Here is a 24,771-nt window from a genome sequence, read left to right as displayed (position 1 = left end):
TTCCGTCGGCGAATTCCCGGCGTTCGGAGTCAGGACGAGAACGCGAGCCGGACCTGGGTCCTGCCGAGCACCCGCCGGTCGTCGACGGATACGGTGATATCGATCCGTGCGATGCGCTCCGCCTCGTCGCGGCGGGCGACCCTCGCAGACACCGACAGGACGGCACCGTGCATCGGGTCGACCACAACGGGTCGCGTGAACCGTGTCTCGTAGGAGACGACCACGGTGGGATCGCCGAGCCGTTCCGTGAGGGTCTGCAGGGCGAGGGCTGCGGTGAGCATTCCCTGGCAGAGCACGCCGGGGAGCCCTTCGCCGGCCGCGACGACCTCGTCGTAGTGGATCGGGTTGAAGTCGCCCGAGGCACCGGCGTAGCGGACCAGATCGTTGCGGGTCACCGTCAGTTCGGTCTTCGCGATGATCGCACCGACCTCGAGTTCGTCGAATCGTAGTGCGGTGCCGAGTGTCATGCGTCGTCTCCTCGGTGAAGCAGTGTCGAAGTGACCACCGCGACCAGATCGTCCGTGTCGTCCCGGATCTCGCAGATCGTGGACAGGATGTGGTTGCCGGCGCGTTCGGTGACCTTCGTGATGGTGAGCGTCGCGGTCAGGTCGTCGCCGGCCACGATCGGGCGCCGGTGCTCGACCTTCTCCGACCCGTGCACCACCCGGTGCAGCTCGAGACCGGTACCCGGCGTCTCCAGAAGTTGTGTCACCGACGGACTCTGGACGACGGTGGTGAAGGTCGTAGGAGCCACGACATCAGGGAAGCCGGCGGCCCGGGCTGCCTCCGGATCGAGGTGGATCGGATGCGTCGATCGGACGGCGCGGGCGAATTCCCGGATCTTCTCCCGGCCGACGAGATAGGACGTCGGCGGAAAGATGCGTCCGGCAAGGTCGGGGTTCAGCGGCATCAACGCAGCGTAGCGGCGCGCGGGGAGGATCGGTGTCGTGTTCGTGACCTACACGCCGAATTCGAGGTGATCGTGTGGGGACCGTCTCGGGATCACGTGTTACACCCTCTTGCCGCGACCTTCCATCGCTCGACTACCGCGTCGCCGGAGACCGTGATCAACTCGTCCGCGAGGTTCACGGCGTTGCACACATGGTTGGGGATCACTCGCACCCTGTCGCCGAGCCGCGGGCGCGTCGACGCCTCCGGCCACTGCACCGTCGCGTGGTGCTCCGACAGCGCGGTGATGCGTGCGTCCGGTTCTCCGAGGATGCGCCCGTACCCCGTGGCCCACGCGGCCCGGTCGGCGCCGAGCACCTTGGAACCGGCATCGAGCACGACCACCTCGTCGCGAGCGGAAACGACGGTCGCCAGGGCGGTCAGCGCGATATCGGATTCGCTCACCGCGCCGAGTTCGAGTTGCTGCGCATCACCGAAGACGTACACGCCGGGACGCAGTTCGGTTGCAACCGTGGGCACGTCGAGAAGTGCCGTGGGGGAGGAGCCCCCACTGATCACGGTCGGCTCGATCCCCACTGCTCGTAGCGATGCCGCTGCTGCCGCCAGTGCGTCGGCTTCCTCCCGTGCTGCGCTGTCCGGCGCGTCGGGTGCGTACGAGTGGCCGGGGAAGGTGAAGACGCCGCGCACGTCGAGGCCCGCCTCGCGTGCCGTCGACGCCACGGTTCCGGCCTGCTCGGGCAACACGCCGGTGCGGTGGTGCCCGCTGTCGATCTCGATGAGCACCCCGATCGCGGTGCCGGCGTGCTCGACGAGTTGCCGGGCTCCGGTCGCGGAATCGATCCCGACCGTCAGGCGCACCCGGTCGGCCAGCGCGCGCAGCCGTGCACCGCGGGCAGCGTCGACCCACAGCGGGTACGCGACGAACAGGTCGTCGAAACCCTCGTCGGCGAAGACTTCGGCTTCGGAGACGGTCGCGACCGTCAGTCCCCGGGCTCCCGCACCGAGCTGGCGTCGTCCGATCTCGGAGCACTTGTGCGTCTTCGCGTGGGGTCGCAGCGACAGGCCTCGTGAGGCGGCGGACTGCGCCATCCGCGCGATGTTGCGGTCGAGGATGTCGCGGTCGACGAGCAGTGCCGGGGTGGTGTCGAGGTCCATGGCCGAACCGTAGACCGTCGGGACCGGGAATTTAGAGAGTGCGCGACCTCTTTCTCGTGTTACCCTCGCGCCATGAGTGGTGTAGATCACAATAATGGGGATTTCGACGTCATCGTCCGAGGTGGTCTCTGGTTCGACGGGACGGGCGCACCCGGCGTCGTCCGCAACCTCGGCATCCGCGACGGAGTCGTCGTCACCGCGACCTCCGACGACCTTCCCACCGGTCCGAACACCGAGGTCGTCGACGCGCACGGCCGCTGGGTGATGCCCGGCTTCGTCGACACCCACACCCACTACGACGCCGAAGTGCTCGTGGGTCCGGGTCTGTCCGAGTCGGTGCGGCACGGCGTCACGACCGTGCTCATGGGCAACTGCTCGATCTCGACGGTCTTCGTGCCGCCGGTCGACGCTGCCGACCTGTTCAGTCGCGTCGAAGCACTCCCGCGCGAGCACGTCCTCTCGGCCCTCGAGAAGTCCAAGACCTGGAACACGCCCCGCGAATACATCGAGGCGCTGAACAAGCTTCCGCTCGGCCCGAACGTGACGGCCTTCGTGGGACATTCGGACCTCCGCGCGTCGGTGATGGGGCTCGGGCGCTCCACCGAGTCGGCGAACCGCCCGACCCGGGCCGAACTCGCCGAGATCGACGCGCGCGTCGAGGACGCCCTCGACGCGGGCTTCCTCGGCGTGTCGACGATGACGAACCCGTGGGACAAGATGGACGGCGACCGCTATCGCTCGCGCACCCTGCCGTCCACCCACGCGTCGTGGTCGGAATTCCGCCGCCTGCACAAGATCTTGCGCCGGCGCGGTCGTACCCTGCAGGCAGTGCCGAACCTCAACACCAAGTACGACGTCGCGTTCTTCGCCCTCGCCAGCACGGGCATCGGGCGCAAGCCGATGAAGGCGTCGGTGCTCGCAGCGGCCGACACGAAGGCCGAACGGTGGGTCAACCGCATCTTCGGTCCGATCGCATTTGCGGCCAACCGGATCGGCAAGGGTGCCTTCCGCTGGCAACATCTGCCCACGACCTTCGAGGTGTACTCCGACGGCATCGACCTCGTCGTCTTCGAGGAGTTCGGATCGGGCCGTGCCGCACTGCATCTGCAGGACGAACTCGTCCGCAACGACCTGTTGCGCGATGAGGCCTACCGCCGCTGGTTCCGGCAGGACTTCGAGAAGAAGTTCTCGCCGCGCGTGTGGCACCGCGACTTCGACGACACTCGGATCGTCGAATGCCCCGACGCCTCGCTCGTCGGCCGGTCGATCGGTGACGTCGCGCGCGAGAGGAAGCTGCATCCTGTCGACACCTTCCTCGACCTCGTCGTCGAGTACGGCCGGAAGTTCCGGTGGCACACCGTGATCGCCAACGACCGAAGCAAGGTCGCCGACCGGCTCATCCGCACGCCCGGCGTCACCGTCGGGTTCTCGGATGCCGGCGCCCACCTGCGGAACATGGCCTTCTACAACTTCGCGATCTGCCTGCTCCGCCGCGTCCACGACGCCGAGAAGGCGGGCAGGCCGTTCCTCACGCTGCCCGAAGCCGTCCACAAGCTCACCGGCGAACTCGGCGACTTCTACGGAATCGATGCCGGCCACCTGCGGGTGGGTGACCGCGCCGACTTCGTCGTCGTCGATCCTGCCGGGCTGAACGCCGACGTCGATGCCTATCACGAGTCGCCGCTCGAGGAGTTCGGCGGAATCCGCCGCATGGTCAACCGCAACGACCGCGCGGTGACGGCGACGGCGGTCGCCGGCCGGGTGGTCTTCCGCGACGGCGAGTTCGTGTCCGGTTACGGACGCACCGTCGGCACCGGCCGGTTCCTGCGCGCCGGGGTGGAGGAGCGCGGACCCGCGCCGATGCGCGTCCCGGCGGGTGAGCCCGTCGCGTGAGTGCACCCGCAGTACGTCGTACCCAGCAGGAGCGCAGGGAGGAGACGATCGGTCGCATCCTCGACGCGACCATCACTGCCCTCGCCGAGCTCGGCTACACCGCGACCACGATCGGTGAGGTGTGCCGGCGCTCGGGGGTGTCGTCGGGTGGGGTGTTCCGGCACTTCCCCACGCGACTCGACCTGATGATCGCGGCGGCCGACGCCGTCCGGGAACGCCAGTTCGCGAATTTCGAAGCGGGTCTCGCGGCGCTCGGTGACGAGCACGCGGACATCTCCGAGTCGCTGCGGGTGTGCCTCGAGCTGCTGCGCACCGCCTGCCGGGCCCCGATGAACGCAGCCTGGTACGAACTGCTCGGCGCGGCGCGCACCGACCCGGCGTTGCGGGAGCATCTGACGCCGATGGCCGAGCGCTACCACGCCCAGATCGTCGATTTCGGCAGGTCGCTGCCTGTCGCGGCACGGTTCCCGGCCGACGTCTTCGACACCCTCCTGCTGTCGCTCGTGCACATGTTCGATGGCGAAGCGCTGGCGTCGACGGTGCATCCGCAGCCGGAATTCGAGGTGCGACGGATCGAACTGATGGCCCGGATGTTGGCGCTCGTCACATCTGACATAAGTTCGAATAATGAGCAATAACGGATCTGCTCCTCAGTGGTTCGTCGACGCCCTGGCCACACCCGTCGAGACCGGGAAGGTCGAGGCAGCCGGTGCGACCATCGCCTACCGGGCGTGGGGCGAATCCGGTCTGCCGGGCATCGTGCTGGTCCACGGCGGCATGGCCCATTCGGGGTGGTGGGACCACATCGGCCCGCAGCTCGCCGCCGGACGTCGCGTCGTCGCGCTCGACCTGAGCGGTCACGGCGACAGCGACCACCGCGAGCACTACACCCTGGAAGCGTGGTCCGCGGAGGTCGTCGCTGCGGCCCGCGCCGGCGGCATCAGCGGTCCACCGGTCCTCATCGGTCACAGCATGGGCGGGATCGTCTCGTTCGCCGCCTCGCATCTCCACGGCGACGAACTCGCCGGTGTGGTGATCATCGATTCGCCGATCCGCGACATGACGCCCGAGGAACTCGAGATGCGCGCGAAAGCCGTCGCGAACGCCGGACCGCCGAAGGTGTACGCCGCGGCGGAGGACGCCGTCGCCCGATTCCGCCTCGTGCCGCCGCAGGACGACGCCGAACCCTACGTGCTCGAGCACATCGCCCGCGGATCGCTGAAGCAGGTCGACGGCGGCTGGTCGTGGAAATTCGACAATCTCCGCATGGGACGTGAGGGGCGCCGTAGCCTCGAGGCGATGAGTCCGGGATGCGCCGTCGCCTACTTCCGCTGCGAACGCGGCATCATCGACGACGCGCTCTACGGGCGGATGGTCGACAATCTGGGTCCTGATGCGTTGTTGATCGATCTCCCGGCCTCGGGCCACCATCCGATGATCGATCAGCCGCTGGCCGTCGTCGCCGCAGCCCGGACGCTGCTGGCAGCCTGGGGGAGATGACCGCATGAATCCGCTCCGACCGGTCGCCGTCCGTATCGGAGCGTTGCCGTGGTTGCCGCGGTATTCACAGCCGATCATCGCGGTGGACAAGACCATCCAACGGGTCACGCGCGGCAAGGTCACGCTGCTCGCGATCGCGGGACTGCCCTCGCTCGTGCTCACCGTGAAGGGCCGCAAGACCGGGGTGCCGCGGTCCACACCGCTGCTGTGTGTGCCGCACGACGGGGGATGGCTCGTGGTGGGGTCGAACTGGGGACACCCGAAAGCCCCGTCCTGGGCGATCAACCTGCGCGCGGCCGACCGGGCGCAGGTGCTGTACGACGGGCACGAGTACGCGGTGTCGGTGCGGATCGCGGAGGGCGACGAACGCGAGCGGCTGTGGCAGGTGCTGCTGCAGACGTGGCCGAACTACGCGCTGTACGCGAAGCGCACCGACCGGGTGCTCCCCGTCTTCGTACTGACGCCGCTCGAGTCCTGATCGCAGGTCAGAGCGGGCGGTCGGCTTCCTCGACGCTCACCGGTCTGCGCCGTTCGCGCAGCAGGTGCCGCGCCGCCCAGTCGAGCCAGAACCCGAGGAAACCGATCACGACGATCACGGCCATGACCTGGTCGTAGGCGAGCTGGTCGCGGGCGTTGAGGATCTGGTAGCCGAGACCGGACCGCACGCCGAGCATCTCGGCGGGGACGAGCACGACCCACGCGATACCGAGACCGACCCGCAGACCGGTCTGTACCTGCGCGCGGATGGCCGGCAGGACGACGGTGGTGAGCAGTTCGAGTCGCGTCGCACCGAACGAGCGGGCCACCATCAGATAGCCCTGGTCGATGCCGTGCACACCGGCCGCCGTGTTGATGACGATCGGCCAGATCGCGGCGGCGGCGATGAGGAAGAAGACCGGCTGGTGGCCGATGCCGAACAGCGCCACGGCGATCGGCGCCCACGACAGCGGCGAGATCATCCGCAGGAACTGCATGATGGGCATCGTCGCGCGCTCGACCAACGGGTTGAGTCCGATCAGCAACCCGAGCGGGATGCCGAGCGTCGCGGCGATCAGCAGACCCACCAGCAACCGCCACAGGCTCGCGAGGGTGTCGGGCAGCAGGACGCCGCGTGCGAACAGGTCGATGATCGCCGGGAAGACGTACTGCGGGGCGAAGTCCCGCACGAGCGAATCCGGCGCGACGAGCACTGTCGTCACCAGCCACCACAAGGCGATCGCGATGACGATGGCGACGGCCTGGGGGACGAGGGGCAGCTGCCGGACGGTGCGGGCCGTCTCCGGCGCCGTGCTGGTCGGGGCGCTCACGAAGGATCGACCTCCTCTGTGCGGGTGAGATCGGCGGGAAGGCCGAAGGCATCGGTGCCGTCGACGCGGGTGAGGGACGTGCGGACGAACCGGTCGTCGACGAGGTCGTCGTGCACCGTCGCAGGGTCGAGGCGCGAGAGGAACCGCGTGTCGCCGTCGACGACGGTGTCGTGCATCGCCTCGATCAGTGCCGCGGTGAAGGTCGGGAAGGGGAACGGCTGGTATCCGATGCGTTGCGGCTGCCACTGCGGGTGCACCGTGCCGGCCTCTCGGTCGGGATAGGTGAGGGCCTTCGTGATCGCGGGCAACGGTTGCGGAAGGTATCCGGCGGACAACATCGCGGCCGCGGCCTGACGGTCGGCGCCGATCTGCAACTGGGCGGAGACCACCGAGTCGGTGAGGGACTGTACGGCGACGGGGTCGCGTTCGATCAGGTCCTCGTGCACGAGCAGGGCGCAGCACGCGTGGTCGCGCCAGATGTCGCCGAGGAAGCGGTGGATCCGCCCCACCCCGCGGACCTCCGCGGCGGCGTTGAACGGATCGGCGACGGTGAACGCGGCGATCGAGCCGTTCGCCAGGGCCGGGATCATGTCGGACGGTCCCATGACGACAAGGCCCACGGTACGGGCGGACTTCGACGGCGCCTCCCGCACGACCGGTGTCAGTCCGTGCGCCCGCAACAGCTGTTGCAGAGCGATGTTGTGGATCGACCACCAGAACGGGATCGCCACCGTCCGACCTGCGAGATCGCTCAGGTCGGTGATGTGCGGGGCGACCGTCAGCGCCGAGCCGTTGGTGTGGTTCCAGCCGAGGATCCGCACGGAACTACCCAGGCTGTACCGCAACTGGACCGCCATGGGCATGAGCAGATGCACGACGTCGACGCGCCGGCTGATGAAGGCCTCGGCGAGCGACGCCCAACTGCGGAAGAGCACCGGCTTCGCGGAATCGACGACGCCGGAGGGATACAGGCTCGACCCGTGCGCGACGAGCAGCGGCGCGGCGTCGGTGATCGGCAGGTAGCCGATGCGCAGTTGCCCCGTGCGATTGGCGCGGTCGGTGGTCGCGGTGCGCGCGAGGTCGATCGTGCCGGCGATACCCCCGGCTGCCGCGAGGCCGAGCGCACCGCGCATGAGGGTGCGACGGCTGAACAGGCCCGGATCGGTCATGTCGCGGACAGCGACGAATCGCGGTAGTGCGCCAGGATGGCCGGACGCAGCGCGTCGCGGTCGAGCGCAGACATGCCGCCGAGCGTCCATTCCTGCTGCACCACACCCGAACTTCCGAACAGGGCGATGCGGTCGGCGAGTTCGAGCGCCTCGTCGATGTCGTGGGTGACGAGGACCGTCGTGAAACCGAGATCGCGCGCGAGTTCGCCGAGCCACGACCGCAGATCGGATCGGGTGGCCGGGTCGAGGGCGCTGAACGGTTCGTCGAGCAGCAGCAGTCGCGGACGCACCGCGACGGCGCGGATGACGGCGATGCGCTGGGCCTGACCACCGGACAGCTGGTCGGGGTAGTAGCCGGCGAGCGCGGAGAGGCCGAAACGCTCGAGGAGCGAATCGGCGTAGGCGGTGTCGAACCGTTCGCGGTGCGCGGCGAACCGTCCACCGAAGGCGATGTTCTCGCGCACGGTGAGCCACGGCATCAGGAAGGGCTGCTGGAAGACCATCCCGGTGTGCGGACGGTTGTCGCCCTCGGTGTCGGGCCACTCGACGGAACCGCGATCGAGGTGATCGAGACCCGCGACGATCCGCAGCAGCGTCGACTTGCCGCTACCGCTGCTGCCGAGCACGACGAGGAACTCGCCGGTCGCGATATCCAGATCCACCCCCTGGAGGACCGGGCTACGGCGACCGGCGAAACTCTTGTATCCGTTCGCTATTCGTACTGCGACAGTTCCCACCGAAGCTGTCCTTCCGACGGCGATTGAATGGGCAGGAAGGCCGCCTCACGGAATCGGCGGTTGGTGGCGCTGGCCGTCGCGTATCCGGCACCGCCGCGCAGTGTCGCCTCGAGGCGGGTCGCGGCGACGGCGACGACCGAACCGTCGAGGCGCAGACGGATGAACTCCGCAGGAGCGATCGAGGTGGGATCGGTGGCGAAGCGGTACAGCCGTTCGCGCAGCGACTCGTACTGCGCCGAAAGCTCTTCGTACTCACCGGTGAACTGCTCGCCCAGTCCGTGCAGACGGCCGGCGGCCTCGGTGAGCGATGCGCGTGCGATGCCGACGCAGAACGAGGTCTGCAGCATCATGAAGGTGGGCCGGATCGAACCGCAGAAGTTCGCGAGATCCTCGGTGAGGATGTGCGACTGCGGAATCCGCACCCCGTCGAACTTCAGTGAGGTCGACGACGTGGCGCCGAGCGCGAGCAGTTCGGGTGAATCCGCGATGGTGATGCCCTCGGCATCGGCGCGGACGACGGCGACGAGGCGATCACCGTCGGCGGTGCGGGCCGGGAAGACGATCACCGAGTCGGGAAAGACGTTGGACGCCCAGTGGATCGGACCGGTGACGGTGATGCCGTCGTCGGTCCGATCGGCAACGAGGGGGAGTTCGCCGAGACCGGCGAGATGCTTGAGGGCCGCGGCCATGGCGGTGACGCCGATCGTGCGGCCGGACGCGAGGTCGTCCCGGTAACGATCGCGCAGGAACTGCGGTGCGCGATCGATGTATTCGAGCGCCATGCGCTGCGCCCACAGCGAGAAGCCGACGGTGAGCGATTCGGCGGCGACCTCGTCGATGACCGCGACCATCTCGGAGAGACACTCCCCGCTCAGCCCCTTGCGGAGCAGGCCGAGCTCGCCCGTGCGGGCGATGTCGGTGCGGATATCGGTTTCTCCGCGATCGAGAGCAGCTGCGCGATCGCGTACGAATTCTGCGATCGCCACGCGCTGTTCCTCGCTCGTCCGGTCAATGGCCGCGGTCATCGGATGCTTATCCTTCGAGGGAGTGGAGACGGTCGATGGGCGTGCTGACGACCTCGCGGGCGCGCACGACGGCTGCCTCGTCGGGGGCGTTGTAGAAGCACAGGCACTTGTCCATGTCCTCGCGGACATAGGTGCGCAGGAAGCTCACCTCGGGGACGTCGGCGTACTTCGGCGAATTCGCCTTCTTGCGCGCGAGGTAGGTTTCCATGTCGATCGTGTCGGGGATGTCCCACTCGACGAGGTAACCGGCCTCGGGGCGGGTGGCCTTGATCTGGTCGAGCTCGGCGCCGACGAGACGGACCTCGTTCGGGCCGACGATCTCGGCGACATCGAGGGAGGCCGATTCGAGCTGGGCGGGACGGCAGGCGTCGAACTCGGCGATCGCGAAGACGCGCGTGCCACCGGTGGTGACCTGCGATTCGATCAGTTCGCCGCCGGCGGCGACGACAGCATCGTCGAAGGCCTTGATGGCAGCTTCGGCCTGGCCCTCGGTGGGGACGAGTTCGTAGAGATACAGCGACATGGGGTCACCTTCCGGGAAAGCGGGTTGGAACTGTGACCGGTCCGGGCGCGACGGGGCGCCGTTTCGTCTTCGGACGGGGCGACTACGGCATGCGGCGCACGCAGACGAGGCCGGTCAGAGAGAGGAGCGACAACACGCAGCAGTCGACACCCGCACGAGATCCACGTGCAGGCGGCGAGTCAGAAGGCTGTGTGTCACGTGCTCCACCGTACTGTGAATAGAACGGTCTGTCTATCGCGCCCTGTCCGTTACTCTGGGCACGTGCGTACGTTCGTCGAGAGTGAATCAACCGGCACTCCGAAGGGCACGGCCGGTCCGAAGGGGAAAGCCGAGCGATCGCCGTCCAAGCCCTCACCTGCCACACGTCTGCTCGACACCGCGAGCACGCTCTTCGCCGAGCACGGTATCCGTGCAGTGGGCATCGACCGCATCCTCGCCGAGGCCGGCGTCGCCCGCGCGAGCCTCTACTCGTCGTACGGGTCGAAGGATGCACTGGTGCTCGCCTATCTGGAGGACCTCGACCAGCGCGACCGGCAGCGGTGGCACGCCGCGGTCGAACCGCTCGACGATCCGATCGCGAAGATCCTCACCTTCTTCGATCTCGCGATGCAGTCGGCGCCGAAGAAGAACTTCCGCGGATGCCAGTACGCCAATGCTGCGACCGAGTTCCCTCAGGAACCTCTCGAACCGGTACTCGCGCACCGGGAATGGCTGAAGACGACGCTCGTCGAACTGCTCGACCTCGCCGGGGTGTCCGAACCCGAGGCCGTGGCCCGGCGCGTGCAGCTGATCTACGACGGTGCCCTGTCCGGCAGCAAGTTCGAGCACTCGGTGGAGCCGATCCGGTTCGGTAGGGACATGGCCCGGGACGTGATCGGGTCGCACCTGTAGTCCGGCGCGGTCGTCGAAAACGACTTCGACAGCGTTTCCGGCGGTCACGGACGGCCGGGCGGAAAATATCCCCGTCGTCGAGTGACAGGAAACTCCGGTGCGCGTGTGCGCGGCCGGTGCACAATTGGGTCACCGCGACGTGCTCGACCGGACGACAGGAATTCGCGTCATGACCGGACGCTCCCACATGCGCCTGACCCCTTCCACGTCCGGGATCCAGTACGCCGGATGGACTCCGGGACCGCCTGCGATGCACGGTCTCGGGCAACGCATGCTTCCGGACCGGCAGATCCCCGTCGACGACGGTGTGACCCTGCACGCCGACGTCTACCTGCCGGAGCGGGAGGGTCGATATCCGGCCGTGGTCTCGTTCGCCGCGTACTCCACGGAGTACCACACCGCCGGAATCCCGACCGGATCGAACGAGATCGGATCCCCACCGGTATTCACCGACCGCGGTTACGCGCCCGTCGTCGTGGAACGTCGCGGTATGGGCCGTTCCACCGGTGAACAGGTCACCTTCTTCGACCCACAGGACATCGACGACCATGCGAAGGTCATCGAGTGGGCAGCCGAACATCCTTGGTGCAACGGTGAAGTCGTGTTGTTCGGAACGTCCTACTACGGGATGACACAGCCCGCCGTCGCGATCCGCCGGCCCCCGGCCCTGAAGGCCTTCTTCGCCAACGAGATCTGCACCGACCTCTACCGTCACCTGCTCTATTTCGGTGGGGTGCCGGGGCTGTACTTCATGAACATCTGGATGGGTGCGAACTTCACCGAGAACAACTACGACACCCGGATGTCGCCCGACACCCGAGCCCTGATCAGTCATCTCACCAACGGACCGCTGCACGGGGTGGTCGAGAAGGTGGTGCACGAACAGGTCGACCGGATGTTCCGCAAGTTCATGTCGGCGACACCGGTCGAGAAGGTCCGGGAGATCTACGCCGGTTGGATGTTCGATGCCAAGACCCGCGATCACGATTCCGTCCCGGACAGTCCGGCGGGTCGACTCGGGGAGATCGAGGTGCCGTTCGTCGTCGTGCAGAACCTGAGTTACTTCAACCTGCACCAGTTCGGAAGCTACGACCTGTTCGAGAACGCCTCCACACCCGAGGACAGCAAGTGGTTGATCCTCGCTCCTCCCGCCTACGATCTGCCCGTCTATTCGTGGCAGGAGGAAGCGCTCGCCTTCTTCGACCACGTCCTGCGCGGCACCGACAACGGCTACGACGGGCAGGCACCGGTGCGGTACTGGATCGAAGGCGCCGACCGGTTCGGCGCCGCCGACGCCTTTCCACCGCGCGAAGCAGCGCCGTTGCGGCTCCACCTCGGCTCGGGTGGTGAGGATTCCGCCATCCACCGACTCTCCCGCGATGTGACGGAGGCCGGATCGAACACGTGGGTGGCGGTGCCCATCGGTGTGCCCGTGCTCGGTGGCCTCGACGACGTTGCCGTCCAGACGCTGACCTTCGAGCTGACGATCGAGACCGAGATGCAGCTCACCGGAGCGATCACCGCCCATCTGTCGTTCGGCTGCAACGAGATCGACTCCTATGTCGTCGCCCGGTTGTCCCGGGTGGACGGTGCCGGCCGTCGTCACCAGCTGTCGATGGGGGCGATCCGGCCCGCGGCGAGAACGATCGAGGCCGAACACTGTACCGGCGCCGAAGTCGCCATCGATTCCGGAATCCGCACGCCCCTGATACCGAACGAACCCGTCGACCTGCACTTCTCCCTCACCCCGGCGCCGACCCGCCTGCTCCCGGGCGACACCCTCCGCTTCGATATCGGCAGCCGCACAGATCTTCTGCGTTCCAGCCCCTCCGAGGGGTGGGTACATTTCGATCTTCCTGTCCCGCCCTATCTCAGCCGGAACACCGTGCATTTCGGTGGGGCGAGCTGGATCGAGGTCGACCGGATCTGACTCACGGAACGGGTGTCGGCGTCAGTTCGTTGCCCGGCCCGACCGCATCGCAATCGCTTCCGGCCGCGAGGCCGGCGAAACGTTCCGTCAGGAACTGCGCCGCCTGGGCCTGGAACGGGAAGAAGGCGTCGGCGTGGTTCCGTCCGGCGTACTCGTCGTAGGACACGGCCACACCGCGATCGCAGTATTCGCGGGCGAGCCCCTCCACATCGTCGGCGATCATGACCGAATCCCCGGTGCCGTCGACATTGCCGACGGCGAGCAGGACAGGAACGGCAGGTGTGCCTGCACTTCCCATGATGTTGTCGTCGATCGCGGCGACCACCTCGGGAACGTCGAGCAGTGACGTGTAGGGCGCACGGACCATCTCCGCGTCGGTCAGACCGGGGTAGTCGGAGGCGAAGTTACCGATGCAGTTCGACTCGACCTGCCCGACGACCTGCCGGCCGCGATCGGACAGGAAGGTGTCGGGATCGAAGCCGTAGGCGCGCTGATACGCGACGATCAGTGCCGGGATCACACCGGCCCAGTGGGCGCTGCCGCTGACATAGGGGAGGTTGTGGGCGAGGTCGACCGGCAGGCCACCGGCCGCCGCGCCGACGAGGTTCAACTCCGGTGCGTATCGGGGCGCGAGCTCGGCACCCCACTGCGTCGGCACCGATCCGCCGGAATACCCGATCATCCCCACCGGCGTGGACGCCGGGAGCGACAGTACGGCCTCGGCGGCCCGGATCCCGTCCAGCGCAGCATGGGCGGATTGCCGTCCCACAGTCCAGGCGAGGTCCTCTCCCTCGTAGTCGGGCACCACCACGCTGTACCCGGCGGCGAGGTAGCCGGTGATCACGCCCTGTTCGAGGAGTGCGGCGCGGCTCGATCCGTGTCCGGTGAGCGTGTACGAGGGGTCGCATTCGGTACCGAGACCGTCGTAGGCGGTGTGGAAGGACAACAGTTTCGCCGGACCGGGCAGCAGGGGACGGATCACCGTGGCGACCGTGACGGTGGGTGCGCCCTGCTGGTCGGTGGTCCGGTACAGCACCTGCGTGGTGGTGATCGGTGTCGGAAGATCCGGCGCTGCGTACGGCATCTCCCGCGTCCGCAGCACCGTACCCGGAGCGACATCGTCGAGTGCTCCGTCGAAGGTGTAGAACGGGTCCGCCGACGGCAGCGGGATCTGTTGTACCGGTTGTGCAGCGGTGGTGCCCGTTGCAGCGACGGCACCGGCGAGCACGAGCGCTGCGACCATCACGAGACGACGGGGGAGACGGACGGTGGTGCGACGTGCCATGACGTGGGTCCCTCGTTCGGTCGACCGATCGGCGGATGAGCGGGCTGCCGCTCGTGGGACGCGACACCTAGCCGGCAGGCGTACTCCGCGGTGCCTTCGGGGCGGAGGTGGACGTGCTCGCCGGCCGCGGCACGAGAGCGCGGAAACACACGCTGGCCAGGACGAAGGTGCCGAGCGTCCCCAGCACCGCGGCCACACCCGTGGAACCGGGGCGGTCGTCGATCGTGTAGTCGGCCAGCGCGCTGTCGGCGAGTCGGTGTTCCTCGACGTCCCGGGCCATGCAGTCGCCCGTGAGATCCTCGGCGAACGAGTCGATCTCACAGCCCCGCGTGGTGGCCACCTCGAGAGCGCCGGGGGTGTCGACGGCGAGCGGCGCGACGATCCCCGCGACCACGAGCGAGGTGAACGCCAAACCGATGAACAGCGTCCCGCGAGCGCGCGGACGCGGAGGCGGGGGCGGAGACGTGGTCGCGTCGAGAGGATTGACCGGCAGTCGCGTGAGTTGGACGGACTCCGGCGAGACCCGCGCGACGGCGAGCACGACGGCGGCCGTCACCACACCCTCGACCAGCCCGACGGGAATGTGCGTCGCGTAGAGGAATCCGATGTTCGACACCGGCACCGCAAAGGTGCCGCCGAGGGCGTACTCGACGACGAAACCCGTCACGGCGGCGAGGACCGAGACGAATCCGGCGACGAACGAGACCAGGCCGAGCATGACGAACCGCCGCACACCGTGGTGTTCGCACAGTGCGCGCAGTGCCGTCGCGGTGAGGAAACCGGCGGCGATGGCGACGAGCACCATATTGGTGACGTTGGCACCCAGCGCCGACAGGCCGCCGTCGGCGAAGACGAAGGCCTGCACCACGAGGACGATCGTCAATGCGACCGCACCCACGAACGGGCCGAGCAGGATCGCCGCGAGCGCGCCGCCCACGACATGGCCGCTGACATCAGGCAGCACCGGAACGTCGACCACCTGCAGGGCGAACAACAGGGCGCAGACCGCCGCCGCCGTGGGCACCGACCTCTTGTTCAGGTCGCTGCGTGCGTACCAGGCGGCGATGCTGACCCCGATCACGGCGATGACGAAGAACCACGCGGATGCGCGGTCGGCGATCAGGCCGTCGCCCATGTGCAGGGCGAGGACGTCCGTGCCGGCAAACCCACTCGAATCGACCATCTCCGATGTCCCTCTCGCCGACGGAGTGCTCTGCGGCGAAGGCTAGTACCGGCACGCTGTACGTGGAGCGTTTTCGGATGCCCAGTGGGACGAAAGGCCGGGACGGAATCGACACCTGTTCTATGTTCGGTGCATGTACGAGTGGTCCGACACAGACCTCATGTTCCGCGACGCACTTCGCGGATTCATCGAGAAGGAAATCCGTCCGCACGTCGACAGTCTCGAGTCGGGAGAATTGCCGCCGTACGACATCATCCGGAAGTTGTACGCGACTTTCGGCATCGACGAGATGGCCCGCGAGTCGCTCGAACGTGCCCTCGCGAAAGAGGAACGCGGAGAGAAGCCTTCGGGGTCGTCCGGGGGTACCGGCGGTTCTCCGGGGATGGCGGCGTTGCTCAACATCGAGATCGCCGGGGTGAGTCTCGGACTCATCGCCTCGCTGGGCGTCAGCCTGGGCCTGACGGCGGGCACGATCCGCAGCCGCGGCACTCTCGCGCAGAAGAAGCGGTGGCTGCCCGAGCTGGTGACCTTCGAGAAGGTCGGTGCGTGGGCGATCACCGAGCCCGATTCGGGTTCCGATGCGTTCGGCGGGATGAAGACGACGGTGCGCCGCGACGGGGAGGACTACATCCTCAACGGCCAGAAGACCTTCATCACCAACGGTCCGTACGCCGACGTGATCATCGTGTACGCGAAGCTCGACGAAGGCGATCCCTCGGTGGATCGCCGCGACCGCAAGGTGCTCGCATTCGTGCTGGACAAGGGCATGGAGGGGCTCACCCAGAGCCCGCCCTTCAAGAAGATGGGCATGAACTCCTCGCCGACGGGTGAGTTGTTCTTCGACAATGTGCGCCTGACCCGCGACCGGCTGCTGGGGGAGACCGAGGAGGGCGGTCGCAGCGACGGCAAGGACAGCGCGCGCGAGTCCTTCGCCACCGAACGTATCGGCATCGCCTATCTGGCTCTGGGCATCATCGAGCAGTGCCTGAAGCTGTGCACCGAGTACGCGAAGTCGCGGAAGCTCTGGGGCAAGGAGATCGCGCAGTTCCAGTTGATCCAGCTCAAGCTCGCCGAGATGGAGATCGCGCGGGTGAACGTCCGCAACATGGTCTTCAGCGCGATCGAGCGCGCGCAGGCAGGGAAACCGGTGAGCCTGTCGGAGGCATCGGCGATGAAGTTGTACTCGTCGCGGGCGGCGACGGAGGTGGCGATGGAGGCCGTGCAGCTGTTCGGGGGAAACGGATACATGGCCGAATATCGCGTCGAACAACTCGCGCGCGATGCGAAATCGCTGATGATCTACGCCGGTAGTAACGAAATTCAAGTAACACATATCGCGAAGGGATTGCTCGCCCAGTAAGCCCTGCATACGGCCGCTCAATATTCGCAAATAGGACAATTTCCGGAGGGGGGATGACAATTCCCCTGCTGTGTCGACTATTGTTCGCCATGAGAAAAGTTATGCCGGTCACCGACGAGGGGAGTGACCGGTCCGGAGGGGAATCCGAGCGGAAATCGGGGGAGCGATGTACGCGGAACGAAAGGACGGCGACAAGCCGTCGGTCACGACGGACGGCAGGAGCGCTCGCGCAGAGCGCACCCGGCAGGCCGTCATAGAAGCTCATATCGCGCTCATCAGGGCGGGAGAGCTCAAACCCACAGGGGCGCAGATCGCCTCGCGGGCGGGGGTGTCCCTGCGATCGTTGTGGGGACACTTCGGCGATCTCGAGACGCTGTTCGCCGCCACCGGTGCCGAACTGATGCGGCGCCAGGACGACGCCTACGAGCCGATCGATCCGTCGCTGCCGCTCGACGAACGGATCGACGCCTATTGCCGGCAGCGGGCGGAACTGCTCGAATACATCGCGCCGTTCGCGCGGTCGTCCGAGATCCGCGCGCCGTTCTCGCGCGAATTGCAGCGCAACCGCCTGCGCTATCTCGACCGGGCACGATACGAGATCAGGGCGTTGTTCTCCGACCAGTTCGAGGGCGTCGACGACACCGTCCGCACCCACATCGAGAACCTGCTGGGAGTGTCGACGACCTGGCCCACCTGGGTATCGCTGCGGGACGTACTGCGCCTGTCGGTGCCCGAGGCCGTCGAGGTCATGAAGCGGTCGGTGTCGGCGCTGCTCGCGGAGGCATCCGGAGCAGGCCGGCAGCAGGCGGTGGCCCGTGCTGCGCAGGAGAAGGCCGTGGTCGCACCGCACCGGAGGGCGCAGCAGTCCCGGGCGGTGCCGGCGATGACACCGCGGGAACAGGTCGTCGTCCCGGCCTGAGCGCCCGAACCGAGTATCAGCGCGTGTCGGTCGGTTTCCGGCCGGCGCGTGCCGAGAGGAAGGTCTCGACCGCAGGCAGTGCGGCCGAGACCGTCTCGGCATGGTCCACCCCGCGCAGGATCGCGAGTCGCGCACCGGGGACGGTGCGCGACAACGCGCGGGTGTCCTCCACGCGCAGGCGATCGTCCGATCCGACGACGGCGAGCACGGGCACGTCGATGCCGGCGAGCATCTCGTCGTCGATCCCCGGTTCCCGATCCGACCGGCGGAAATAGGCGGCGAGAGCCTGCGCGTCGTTCTTCAGGAAGGCCGAGCGCGTCGCGGGATCGACCGGTGTGCGACGCCTTTCCTCCCAGGCACGGATGAAACCGTCCATGCCCTCGCGCTCGAGCACGTCGACGGTGCCGGGGAAGAACATCGCGTCCATCGATCCCTGCTGGGGGCGTGCGCTCCCGCCGAGCAGGGTCAGGCTCGCCAACCGCTCCGGGGCGGCGACGGCGAGCGCGAGACCCGCACGGGCGCCGAACGAATAGCCGACGTAGTGCACCCGGTCGGCTCCCGCCGCGTCCAGTACGGCGAGCAGGTCCCCGACGATCGCGTCCATCGCATACGCGTCCTCGTCGTGCGGGGTGTCGCTGCGGCCGTGGCCACGCAGATCGGGCATGACCAGCCGGAAATCCCCGCCGAGCGCCTTCACGTAGCCGAAGGCCCGCCACACCGCCGACGACAGGGCACTGCCGTGGACCAGCAGCACGACCGGTGCCCCCTCGGGGCCTGCCGTGGTGAACCGGATCCGGGTGCCGTCGGCGGGATTCGTCGCGTGGCTCATCCCAGCAGTATCTCCGAACGGCTCATCTTTCGAGTTCGACCGACCGATCCACCATCACCTCCTCGAGGAATCGTTCGTCGTGCGAGACCACCACGAGCGCACCGCTGTAGGCGCGCAGGGCCTGGATCAGGTGTGCGAGGCCTGCCAGGTCGAGGTTGTTGGTGGGCTCGTCCAGCAGCAGCAACTGCGGAGCGGGATCGGCCGCGAGCACGATCGCGAGCGCGGCCCGCAGTCGTTCCCCACCCGACAGCGCTCCCACGGCGACCTCGGCGTGACGGCCGCGGAACAGGAAGCGCGCCAGACGCGCCCGCACCTGCTGCGGAGTCAGGTGCGGCGCCCGATCCTCGGCGTTCTCCGCGACCGAACGGTCGTCGTCGAAGATGTCGAGCCGCTGCGGGAGCAATGCGAAGGGAACGTGGGGTTCCGCCTCGACGATGCGGTGCAGCAGGGTCGTCTTCCCCGATCCGTTGGGCCCGCGCAGCGCGATCCGCTCCGGCCCGACGATCTCGAGCGGTGCGTCCGCCACACGCCGGCCGGGCGGAACCGCGGTCCCGGGCAGGTCGATGCGGATCTCCGGATCGTCGCGCACCGCGTCCTTCGCGCGGTCCAGGTTCTCCCGTGCAGTGGTCAGATCCTCCTCGTGTTCGCGGCGGAAACGCCCGGCGGATTCCTGCGCCTGCCGTTTGCGCGCGCCCATGACGATCTTGGGTTCGCGCTTCTGCTCGTACATCTTCTGCCCGTAGCGTTGCCGCCGGGCGATCGTGACGTGTGCCGCCGCCAGTTCGCGTGCCTGGCGTCGCACGTCGTTGCGGGCGTCCCGCACCGCTGCCCGCGCCGCCTCCTGTTCCTCCGCGACGATCCGTTCGTACTCGCCGAATCCGCCGCCGAACAGGCGCAACGCGCCGTTGCGCAGTTCGGCGATCGAGTCCGTGCGGTCGAGCAGTTCCCGGTCGTGCCCGGCGACGAGCACCGTGCCCGGGAACCGGTCGAGCGCATCCTGCAGGCGCGCACGCCCGTCGGCGTCGAGATTGTTCGTCGGCTCGTCGAGCAGCAGCACGTCCGGCTCGTCGAGCAGGCGTGCGGTGAAGGCGAGCAGCACCGTCTCGCCGCCGGAGAGCTGACCGACGGTGCGATCGAAATCCCCGGCGTCGTGCAGGATCCGGTCGAGGCCGACGCGATGCATGAGCGCGAGGGCGCGGTCCTCGATGTCCCACCGGTCGGCGACGACCTCGAAGTCCCGATCGTCGAACGATCCGGATTCGATGCGTCGCAGCGACTTCCGGATCTCTCCGATGCCGAGGACGGAATCGACCGGCACCGTCGGATCGAGGGTCACGTCCTGAGGGAGATAGGCGACTCGTCCGCGCACCGTCGACGAACCGGAGGTCGGGCGGAGTTCACCCGCGATGAGCCGGAGCAGGGTGGTCTTCCCACTTCCGTTGCGGCCCACCAGGCCGATCCGCCCGGCCGGGACGACGGCGTCGAGATCCTGCACGGCGACGGTGCCGTCCGGATGGACGTAGGAGAGTGCGGACAGCGTGATACCGGATGAAGACATGATGGCTCCAGAAGGGTGAGGCTCGATTGCGCGAGTGCGCGGGGACGGGACCTCTCACAGGAGCAACGGACTTCTCCGATCGACGGGTACGGGATGCGAACACCATGGTGATCCCGCACCGTCCGGTATGCAACCGAATATTTCACCCCGACTTCTACCTGCAATAACAGGCACGGGCTCGAAAGTGCAGGCATGATCGGGACCGTGCGGATCCGACTGATTGGTATGGGTGTCGCGGCAGCCACGGTGCTGTCGCTGTCGGCGTGTGCGACCGGCCCCGATCAGCCCGAGACGATCGCGGAGGAGTTCGCTGCCGCTCTCGACGCCGGCGACGTCTCCGGGGCGGCGGCGCTGACCACCGATCCGGTGGCCGCGGAGTCCGCGATCGACGCCCTCTTCGCCGGGCTCGGCCACGACGATCCGACCGTGAGTGTCGCGGGGACGGGCGACGGCGACACCTTCGACCTCGACGTGACGTGGACCTTCGGGGAGGGCCGCGACTGGTCGTACCGCACCACCGGCAGCGCGACGGAGGATCCGGAGGCCGACGCGTGGCGGATCCGCTGGGATCCCGCGGTGCTGTCGCCGGAACTGGCGGGCGGCGCGTCGCTGGAGTATCTGACCACCGTCGGCGCCCCGCCGACGATCTTCGACCGGGCCGGGCAGCCGCTCATGGGGGAGCAGGTCGTCACCGTCGTGAACCTGGATGCCACCGCCGATCCCGCCGCGGTCGCTCCCGTGCTGGCCACGGTCGTCCCGACGATCACGGCGGAGAGCCTCGCCGAGCAGGTCGCGGCGGCCGCCGGCGGTACTGCGGGAGTGATCACGCTCCGTGAGGAGGACCTCGCGCCGATCGAGGATCGCCTCGCCGCGCTGCCCGGCGTGACGCTCGTGCCGCAGACCCGCCTGCTCACCACCGAGCGCGATCTCGCCTCGCCCGTGTGGTCCGGTCTCGCCGAACTCTGGCAGGAGGGGCAGGATGCCTCGGCCGGCTGGGTGATCCGGCGGGTCGCGGCGGACGGCACGACGAGCCAGGTCGCCGGCGAAGCGGGACCGGAGGCACCCGACCTGACCAGCACGATCGACCTCGACCTGCAGCGACGGGCCGAGGAGGTCCTCGCAGGTTTCGACACGCCCGCGGTGATCGTCGGGATCGAACCTTCGACGGGCGCGATCCGCACGATGGCCCAGAACGACGCGGCCGACGCCGAGGGGCCGATCGCCGCGACCGGCCTCTATCCGCCGGGGTCGACGTTCAAGGTGGTGACGACCGCGGCGGCGCTCGATGCCGGGCTCGCCGAACCCGACACCGTGCTGCCGTGCCCGGGCATCGCCTCGATCGGTTCGCGCACGATCCCCAACGACGAGAACTTCGATCTCGGCCCGGTGCCGCTGCACACCGCGTTCGCGTTCTCGTGCAATACGACGATGGGGCAGCTCGCTCTGGACCTGCCGCCCGACGCCCTGCGCGCCACTGCGGAACGCTTCGGTCTCGGCATCGATTACGTCACGCCCGGTCTCGTCACGGTCACGGGTGACGTGCCGGTCGCCGACACCGATGCTGCCCGCGTGGAGGCAGCGATCGGACAGGGGCAGGTGACGGCGTCGCCGTTCGGGATGGCGCTGGTCGCAGCCGCGGTGGCGAACGGCCGCACGCCGGTTCCGACGATCGTGGAGGGGCAGCCGGCGACCGCGGATCGGGAGGCCGAACCGATGCCCGAGAACGTGCTCGCGGCACTGCGAGAGATGATGCGCGAGACTGTGATCGAGGGTACAGCCGGCACGTTGCGCGACATTCCCGATCTGATGGGGAAGACGGGGACGGCGGAGTACGGTGACAACGTCGGGGCGCACGGCTGGTTTATCGGATCACAGGATAATCTTGCCTTTGCGGTGTTCGTGTCGGGGGCGGACGGCTCCGCCCCTGCCGTCGAGGCGGCGGGGCGATGGCTGAGGGGGTAGTACGCGTGGCGCAATTGTGATGTGTTCGTGCACAACGCGTGCTGGTATCTCGTGTGACTGAAGTGAAGGTTGTTACATATGAGATTTCGTGATTGGCGGGGGAAGCGGGGGCGCATCGTCGCGCTGGCCGCGTGCCTCGTCGTGGCTGTCGTCGCTCTGACGACGGTTGTGTTCTCGGATTCTCGAAGCGAGGCGCAACGCCTCGTCGACGACTTCGTCGCCGCCCTCGACGATCGTGATGCGGGCGCAGCGGCGGCCCTGACCTCCTACCCGAACGCGGCGGAGGAAACGATCTCGCAGATGTACGACGGTCTGTCCGACGGCACCGTCGACTACGACGTCACCCAGCTCGTCGAACTCAACGACGACTCGGGATACTTCACGCTCTCCGCCGGCTGGAATTTCGGTGAGGGCAAGGACTGGTCCTATCAGGTCACCGGTTCGGTGCGGAAGCTCGCCGTCGGCTGGCGTGTGTCCTGGGACCCGGAGGTCGTCGTCCCCGACCTGTCCGGCGGACGCACCGTCCACCACGTGCGCACCGACGCCGCGCCGCCGAAGATCTTCGACCGCACGGGCCGCCTCCTCATGGAGGAACAGACCATCAACGCCGTGGTGCTCGACCCGGCGGCGATGCCCGACCCCGTCGACACCACCACTCGTCTCGCGGCGGTTCTCGAGCCGGTCGCGCCCGTCATCACCGCCCAGCTGATGCAGGAGCGGATGGCGGAGAACCCCGGAAACCGGATCACCGCGGTCAAGCTCCGCGACCAGGATTACCAGTTCCTCGAGGACGGCATCGTGTCGATCCCCGGGGTCGAGGTGCTCACGACACCCACCCTGATCAGCGCCGATCGACGGATCTCCACGCCGCTGCTCGACTCGCTGCGCTCGGCCTGGCAGCTCGAACGCGACCGGACGGCAGGCTGGGCGGTCACCCTCGAGGATCCCGAGGAGGGCCCGATCCAGGTGGCCGGCTTCCAGGGCCCGCCGCCTCCGGACCTGCAGGCGACCGTCGACTCCCAGGTGCAGCTCGCCGCGAAGGAAGCGGTCGTCACCGCAGGTACCCCGGCCGCGGTGGTCGCCATCCAGCCCTCGACCGGTGGCATCCTCGCCGCCGACGTCAACAACTGGGCCATGGAACTCGGTCCCGTCATCACCCACGGTCTCTACCCGGCCGGCGGCGTTCTCGATCCGGTCCGGCTCGCGGCCGGTCTCGAGCGCGGCGTCGATCCGAACGACGTGGGATCCGATGACGTCGCCTCGACCGCCCGTCGCCTCGGCCTCGGCGTCGACTACGACGTGCCGGGCTTCGAGTTCGAGACCTCGCAGATCGGCCACAACCGGTCCGGAGTGGTCCAGTTCGCCGGATCGGACTCCGACGAGAACCTGATCACGCCGCTCGGCGCAGCGGTGCTGGCCGCCTCGGTTGCGCGCGGCAGTGCCGCTGTCCCGACGATCGTGCAGGGCCAGGAGACGGTCGTCCACGACGCCCCCGAGGCGCTGCCCGGCTCGGTGATCGACGCCCTGCGCGGCATGATGATCGACAACGTGCAGAACGGTCCGGCGTCCTTCCTCCGCGGACACGCCGGTCTCGCGGGTATCGCCGCGGCGAGCGGCGAGGACCGCTGGTTCTTCGGCTACACCGGCGGCGACCTGGCCTTCGCGGTCTTCGTCGCCGATGCCGACGGCGGCGACCGCGCGATCAAGATGGCCGACACCTTCCTGCGCAAGCTCGGCGAACCCCTGCTCGGGGAGTGATCGGCCGGAGGCCGGTCCATGGTGCACTGATCCGCCGGAGGACGGTCCACGGCGTACTGATCCGCCGGAGGACGGTCCACGGCACCCGGGTACGTTGAGCGACCGTGACCGTCCTCGATCTGGCCCTGCTCGTGGTTGCCGGATTCTTCGCGGGTGTCGTCGGGTTCGTCACCGGCCTGGCGTCGATCGTCTCGTATCCGGCGTTGCTCGCCGTCGGCCTCCCGCCGGTCGCGGCGAACGTCACCAACACCGTCGCAATGGTCGGTGTCGGTGTCGGGGCGCTGACCAATTCGGCGCGGGAGGTCGTCGACACCGGCCCCCGGGTGTGGTGGTGGACGCTCTACGCCGCGCTCGGCGGCGTGGTCGGGGCGGCCGTCCTGCTCGTCGCCCCACCCGACTCGTTCGAGGCGGTCGTCCCCGGCTTCGTCGCACTCGCCGCTCTCGCGCTGCTGCTCCAGCCACGCATCCGCACCCTGGCCGGCGGCCGCGACCTGCCGCGAGTGTTTTCCGTGGCGGTCTTCGTCGTCGCGGTCTACGGCGGATATTTCGGTGCCGGCGCGGGCGTCGTCTTCTACGCGCTGGTGCTGATCTGCACGTCCGAGCAGATCTGGCGCGCGAGCATCCTCAAGAGCTACCTGCTCGGCGTCGCCAACCTGGTCGCGGCGATCGGGTTCGCCGTCTTCGGACCCGTGCACTGGGGTGCGGCGGCCGCGATGGCCGTCGGCGCGTTCGCCGGTGGGTACTGCGGTCCGCCGCTCGTGCGGCGCATACCCCCGAACCTGCTGCGCGTGGGTGTCGCGCTCGCAGGGTTCGGGTTGGCGGTATGGCTCGCTCTCCGCTGAGTGCTGTGCAGTGGTGTTCCTGCACAGCACTCTGTG

General features: G+C 68.2%; 24 protein-coding genes. 11 read left to right on the top strand and 13 right to left on the bottom strand.

The features are described 5' to 3' along the window. Positions 1-29: 29 nt before the first annotated feature. The 3 genes from CKW34_RS21000 to CKW34_RS20990 form a co-directional block, all read right to left on the bottom strand. Positions 30-467 carry a MaoC/PaaZ C-terminal domain-containing protein gene (locus tag CKW34_RS21000; RefSeq protein ID WP_059383739.1) on the bottom strand — a complete coding sequence of 146 codons (438 nt, stop codon included), beginning with the start codon at positions 465-467 and terminating at the stop codon, positions 30-32. After that, the gene (locus CKW34_RS20995; RefSeq protein ID WP_059383740.1) at positions 464-910 is read right to left on the bottom strand and encodes an FAS1-like dehydratase domain-containing protein; all 447 of its coding nucleotides are present in this window, start codon (positions 908-910) and stop codon (positions 464-466) included. Before CKW34_RS20995 ends, CKW34_RS21000 begins: the two co-directional genes overlap by 4 nt. 92 nt (positions 911-1,002) lie before the next feature. Beyond that, the gene (locus tag CKW34_RS20990; protein ID WP_059383741.1) at positions 1,003-2,064 is read right to left on the bottom strand and encodes an alanine racemase; all 1,062 of its coding nucleotides are present in this window, start codon (positions 2,062-2,064) and stop codon (positions 1,003-1,005) included. Positions 2,065-2,136: 72 nt separating this feature from the next. Between CKW34_RS20990 and CKW34_RS20985 the strand changes: the two genes are divergently transcribed. The 4 genes from CKW34_RS20985 to CKW34_RS20970 are packed head-to-tail and all read left to right on the top strand — an operon-like array spanning position 2,137 to position 5,935. Beyond that, entirely contained in the window at positions 2,137-3,957 is a 1,821-nt protein-coding gene (locus CKW34_RS20985) for an N-acyl-D-amino-acid deacylase family protein (RefSeq protein WP_059383742.1), read from the top strand. Beyond that, positions 3,954-4,595 carry a TetR/AcrR family transcriptional regulator gene (locus CKW34_RS20980; RefSeq protein WP_059383743.1) on the top strand — a complete coding sequence of 214 codons (642 nt, stop codon included), beginning with the start codon at positions 3,954-3,956 and terminating at the stop codon, positions 4,593-4,595. The genes CKW34_RS20985 and CKW34_RS20980 overlap by 4 nt, the downstream gene beginning before the upstream one ends. Continuing rightward, positions 4,585-5,457 (top strand): alpha/beta fold hydrolase, encoded by an 873-nt coding sequence (locus CKW34_RS20975; RefSeq protein WP_059383744.1) that lies wholly within the window; start codon positions 4,585-4,587, stop codon positions 5,455-5,457. The genes CKW34_RS20980 and CKW34_RS20975 overlap by 11 nt, the downstream gene beginning before the upstream one ends. 4 nt (positions 5,458-5,461) lie before the next feature. Then, positions 5,462-5,935 (top strand): nitroreductase family deazaflavin-dependent oxidoreductase, encoded by a 474-nt coding sequence (locus CKW34_RS20970; RefSeq protein WP_059383745.1) that lies wholly within the window; start codon positions 5,462-5,464, stop codon positions 5,933-5,935. A 7-nt stretch (positions 5,936-5,942) separates the two neighbouring features. Here CKW34_RS20970 and CKW34_RS20965 read toward each other — a convergent pair whose 3' ends face one another. From CKW34_RS20965 to CKW34_RS24950, 6 genes are all read right to left on the bottom strand, one after another. Beyond that, on the bottom strand, positions 5,943-6,713 hold the full coding sequence (locus tag CKW34_RS20965; RefSeq protein ID WP_228525861.1) for an ABC transporter permease: 771 nt from the start codon (positions 6,711-6,713) through the stop codon (positions 5,943-5,945). Between the two features lie 47 nt (positions 6,714-6,760). After that, positions 6,761-7,933 (bottom strand): ABC transporter substrate-binding protein, encoded by a 1,173-nt coding sequence (locus tag CKW34_RS20960; protein WP_059383747.1) that lies wholly within the window; start codon positions 7,931-7,933, stop codon positions 6,761-6,763. Further along, entirely contained in the window at positions 7,930-8,670 is a 741-nt protein-coding gene (locus CKW34_RS20955; protein WP_059383748.1) for an ABC transporter ATP-binding protein, read from the bottom strand. Before CKW34_RS20955 ends, CKW34_RS20960 begins: the two co-directional genes overlap by 4 nt. After that, the gene (locus CKW34_RS20950) at positions 8,646-9,695 is read right to left on the bottom strand and encodes an acyl-CoA dehydrogenase family protein (RefSeq protein WP_059383749.1); all 1,050 of its coding nucleotides are present in this window, start codon (positions 9,693-9,695) and stop codon (positions 8,646-8,648) included. The genes CKW34_RS20955 and CKW34_RS20950 overlap by 25 nt, the downstream gene beginning before the upstream one ends. A 7-nt stretch (positions 9,696-9,702) precedes the next feature. Continuing rightward, positions 9,703-10,218, bottom strand: coding sequence for a DUF4242 domain-containing protein (locus tag CKW34_RS20945; protein ID WP_016694511.1), 516 nt, complete (start codon positions 10,216-10,218; stop codon positions 9,703-9,705). A 114-nt stretch (positions 10,219-10,332) separates the two neighbouring features. Continuing rightward, positions 10,333-10,383 (bottom strand): hypothetical protein, encoded by a 51-nt coding sequence (locus CKW34_RS24950; protein WP_367880875.1) that lies wholly within the window; start codon positions 10,381-10,383, stop codon positions 10,333-10,335. Positions 10,384-10,479: 96 nt separating this feature from the next. Here CKW34_RS24950 and CKW34_RS20940 point away from each other — a divergent pair, with 96 nt between their 5' ends. After that, on the top strand, positions 10,480-11,109 hold the full coding sequence (locus CKW34_RS20940) for a TetR/AcrR family transcriptional regulator (RefSeq protein WP_059383750.1): 630 nt from the start codon (positions 10,480-10,482) through the stop codon (positions 11,107-11,109). 169 nt (positions 11,110-11,278) lie between these two features. Continuing rightward, a complete protein-coding gene (locus CKW34_RS20935; protein ID WP_059383751.1) occupies positions 11,279-13,039 on the top strand; it encodes a CocE/NonD family hydrolase in 1,761 nt (586 codons plus the stop codon). A gap of 1 nt (position 13,040) precedes the next feature. Here the strand turns inward: CKW34_RS20935 and CKW34_RS20930 are convergent, their stop codons facing one another. Both CKW34_RS20930 and CKW34_RS20925 read right to left on the bottom strand, forming a co-directional pair. Further along, entirely contained in the window at positions 13,041-14,324 is a 1,284-nt protein-coding gene (locus tag CKW34_RS20930; RefSeq protein ID WP_059383752.1) for a lipase family protein, read from the bottom strand. Positions 14,325-14,391: 67 nt separating this feature from the next. Further along, complete coding sequence (locus CKW34_RS20925) at positions 14,392-15,507, bottom strand: energy-coupling factor ABC transporter permease (protein ID WP_059383753.1); 1,116 nt, start codon at positions 15,505-15,507, stop codon at positions 14,392-14,394. Between the two features lie 133 nt (positions 15,508-15,640). On the opposite strand from CKW34_RS20925, the gene CKW34_RS20920 reads away from it, so the two are divergent. Together CKW34_RS20920 and CKW34_RS20915 are read left to right on the top strand one after the other, a co-directional pair. Continuing rightward, positions 15,641-16,867, top strand: coding sequence for an acyl-CoA dehydrogenase family protein (locus CKW34_RS20920; protein WP_059383754.1), 1,227 nt, complete (start codon positions 15,641-15,643; stop codon positions 16,865-16,867). 328 nt (positions 16,868-17,195) lie between these two features. After that, positions 17,196-17,786 carry a hypothetical protein gene (locus CKW34_RS20915; protein WP_059383755.1) on the top strand — a complete coding sequence of 197 codons (591 nt, stop codon included), beginning with the start codon at positions 17,196-17,198 and terminating at the stop codon, positions 17,784-17,786. A gap of 16 nt (positions 17,787-17,802) precedes the next feature. Here the strand turns inward: CKW34_RS20915 and CKW34_RS20910 are convergent, their stop codons facing one another. Beyond that, complete coding sequence (locus tag CKW34_RS20910) at positions 17,803-18,615, bottom strand: alpha/beta fold hydrolase (RefSeq protein ID WP_059383756.1); 813 nt, start codon at positions 18,613-18,615, stop codon at positions 17,803-17,805. Positions 18,616-18,637: 22 nt separating this feature from the next. Further along, positions 18,638-20,173 (bottom strand): ABC-F family ATP-binding cassette domain-containing protein, encoded by a 1,536-nt coding sequence (locus CKW34_RS20905; RefSeq protein WP_059383757.1) that lies wholly within the window; start codon positions 20,171-20,173, stop codon positions 18,638-18,640. A 192-nt stretch (positions 20,174-20,365) separates the two neighbouring features. Here CKW34_RS20905 and CKW34_RS20900 point away from each other — a divergent pair, with 192 nt between their 5' ends. The 3 genes from CKW34_RS20900 (at position 20,366) to CKW34_RS20890 (ending at position 24,735) form a co-directional block, all read left to right on the top strand. Then, the gene (locus CKW34_RS20900; RefSeq protein WP_059383758.1) at positions 20,366-22,135 is read left to right on the top strand and encodes a penicillin-binding transpeptidase domain-containing protein; all 1,770 of its coding nucleotides are present in this window, start codon (positions 20,366-20,368) and stop codon (positions 22,133-22,135) included. 78 nt (positions 22,136-22,213) lie between these two features. Next, positions 22,214-23,893 (top strand): NTF2-like N-terminal transpeptidase domain-containing protein, encoded by a 1,680-nt coding sequence (locus CKW34_RS20895; RefSeq protein ID WP_059383759.1) that lies wholly within the window; start codon positions 22,214-22,216, stop codon positions 23,891-23,893. 104 nt (positions 23,894-23,997) lie between these two features. Next, complete coding sequence (locus tag CKW34_RS20890; protein WP_059383760.1) at positions 23,998-24,735, top strand: sulfite exporter TauE/SafE family protein; 738 nt, start codon at positions 23,998-24,000, stop codon at positions 24,733-24,735. Positions 24,736-24,771 lie beyond the last annotated feature (36 nt).

It is taken from the genome of Rhodococcus rhodochrous, from assembly GCF_900187265.1.
Lineage (GTDB): Bacteria > Actinomycetota > Actinomycetes > Mycobacteriales > Mycobacteriaceae > Rhodococcus > Rhodococcus rhodochrous.
Note: the sequence above shows the minus strand (reverse complement) of the source record. Positions and strands in the feature narration are given on the sequence as shown.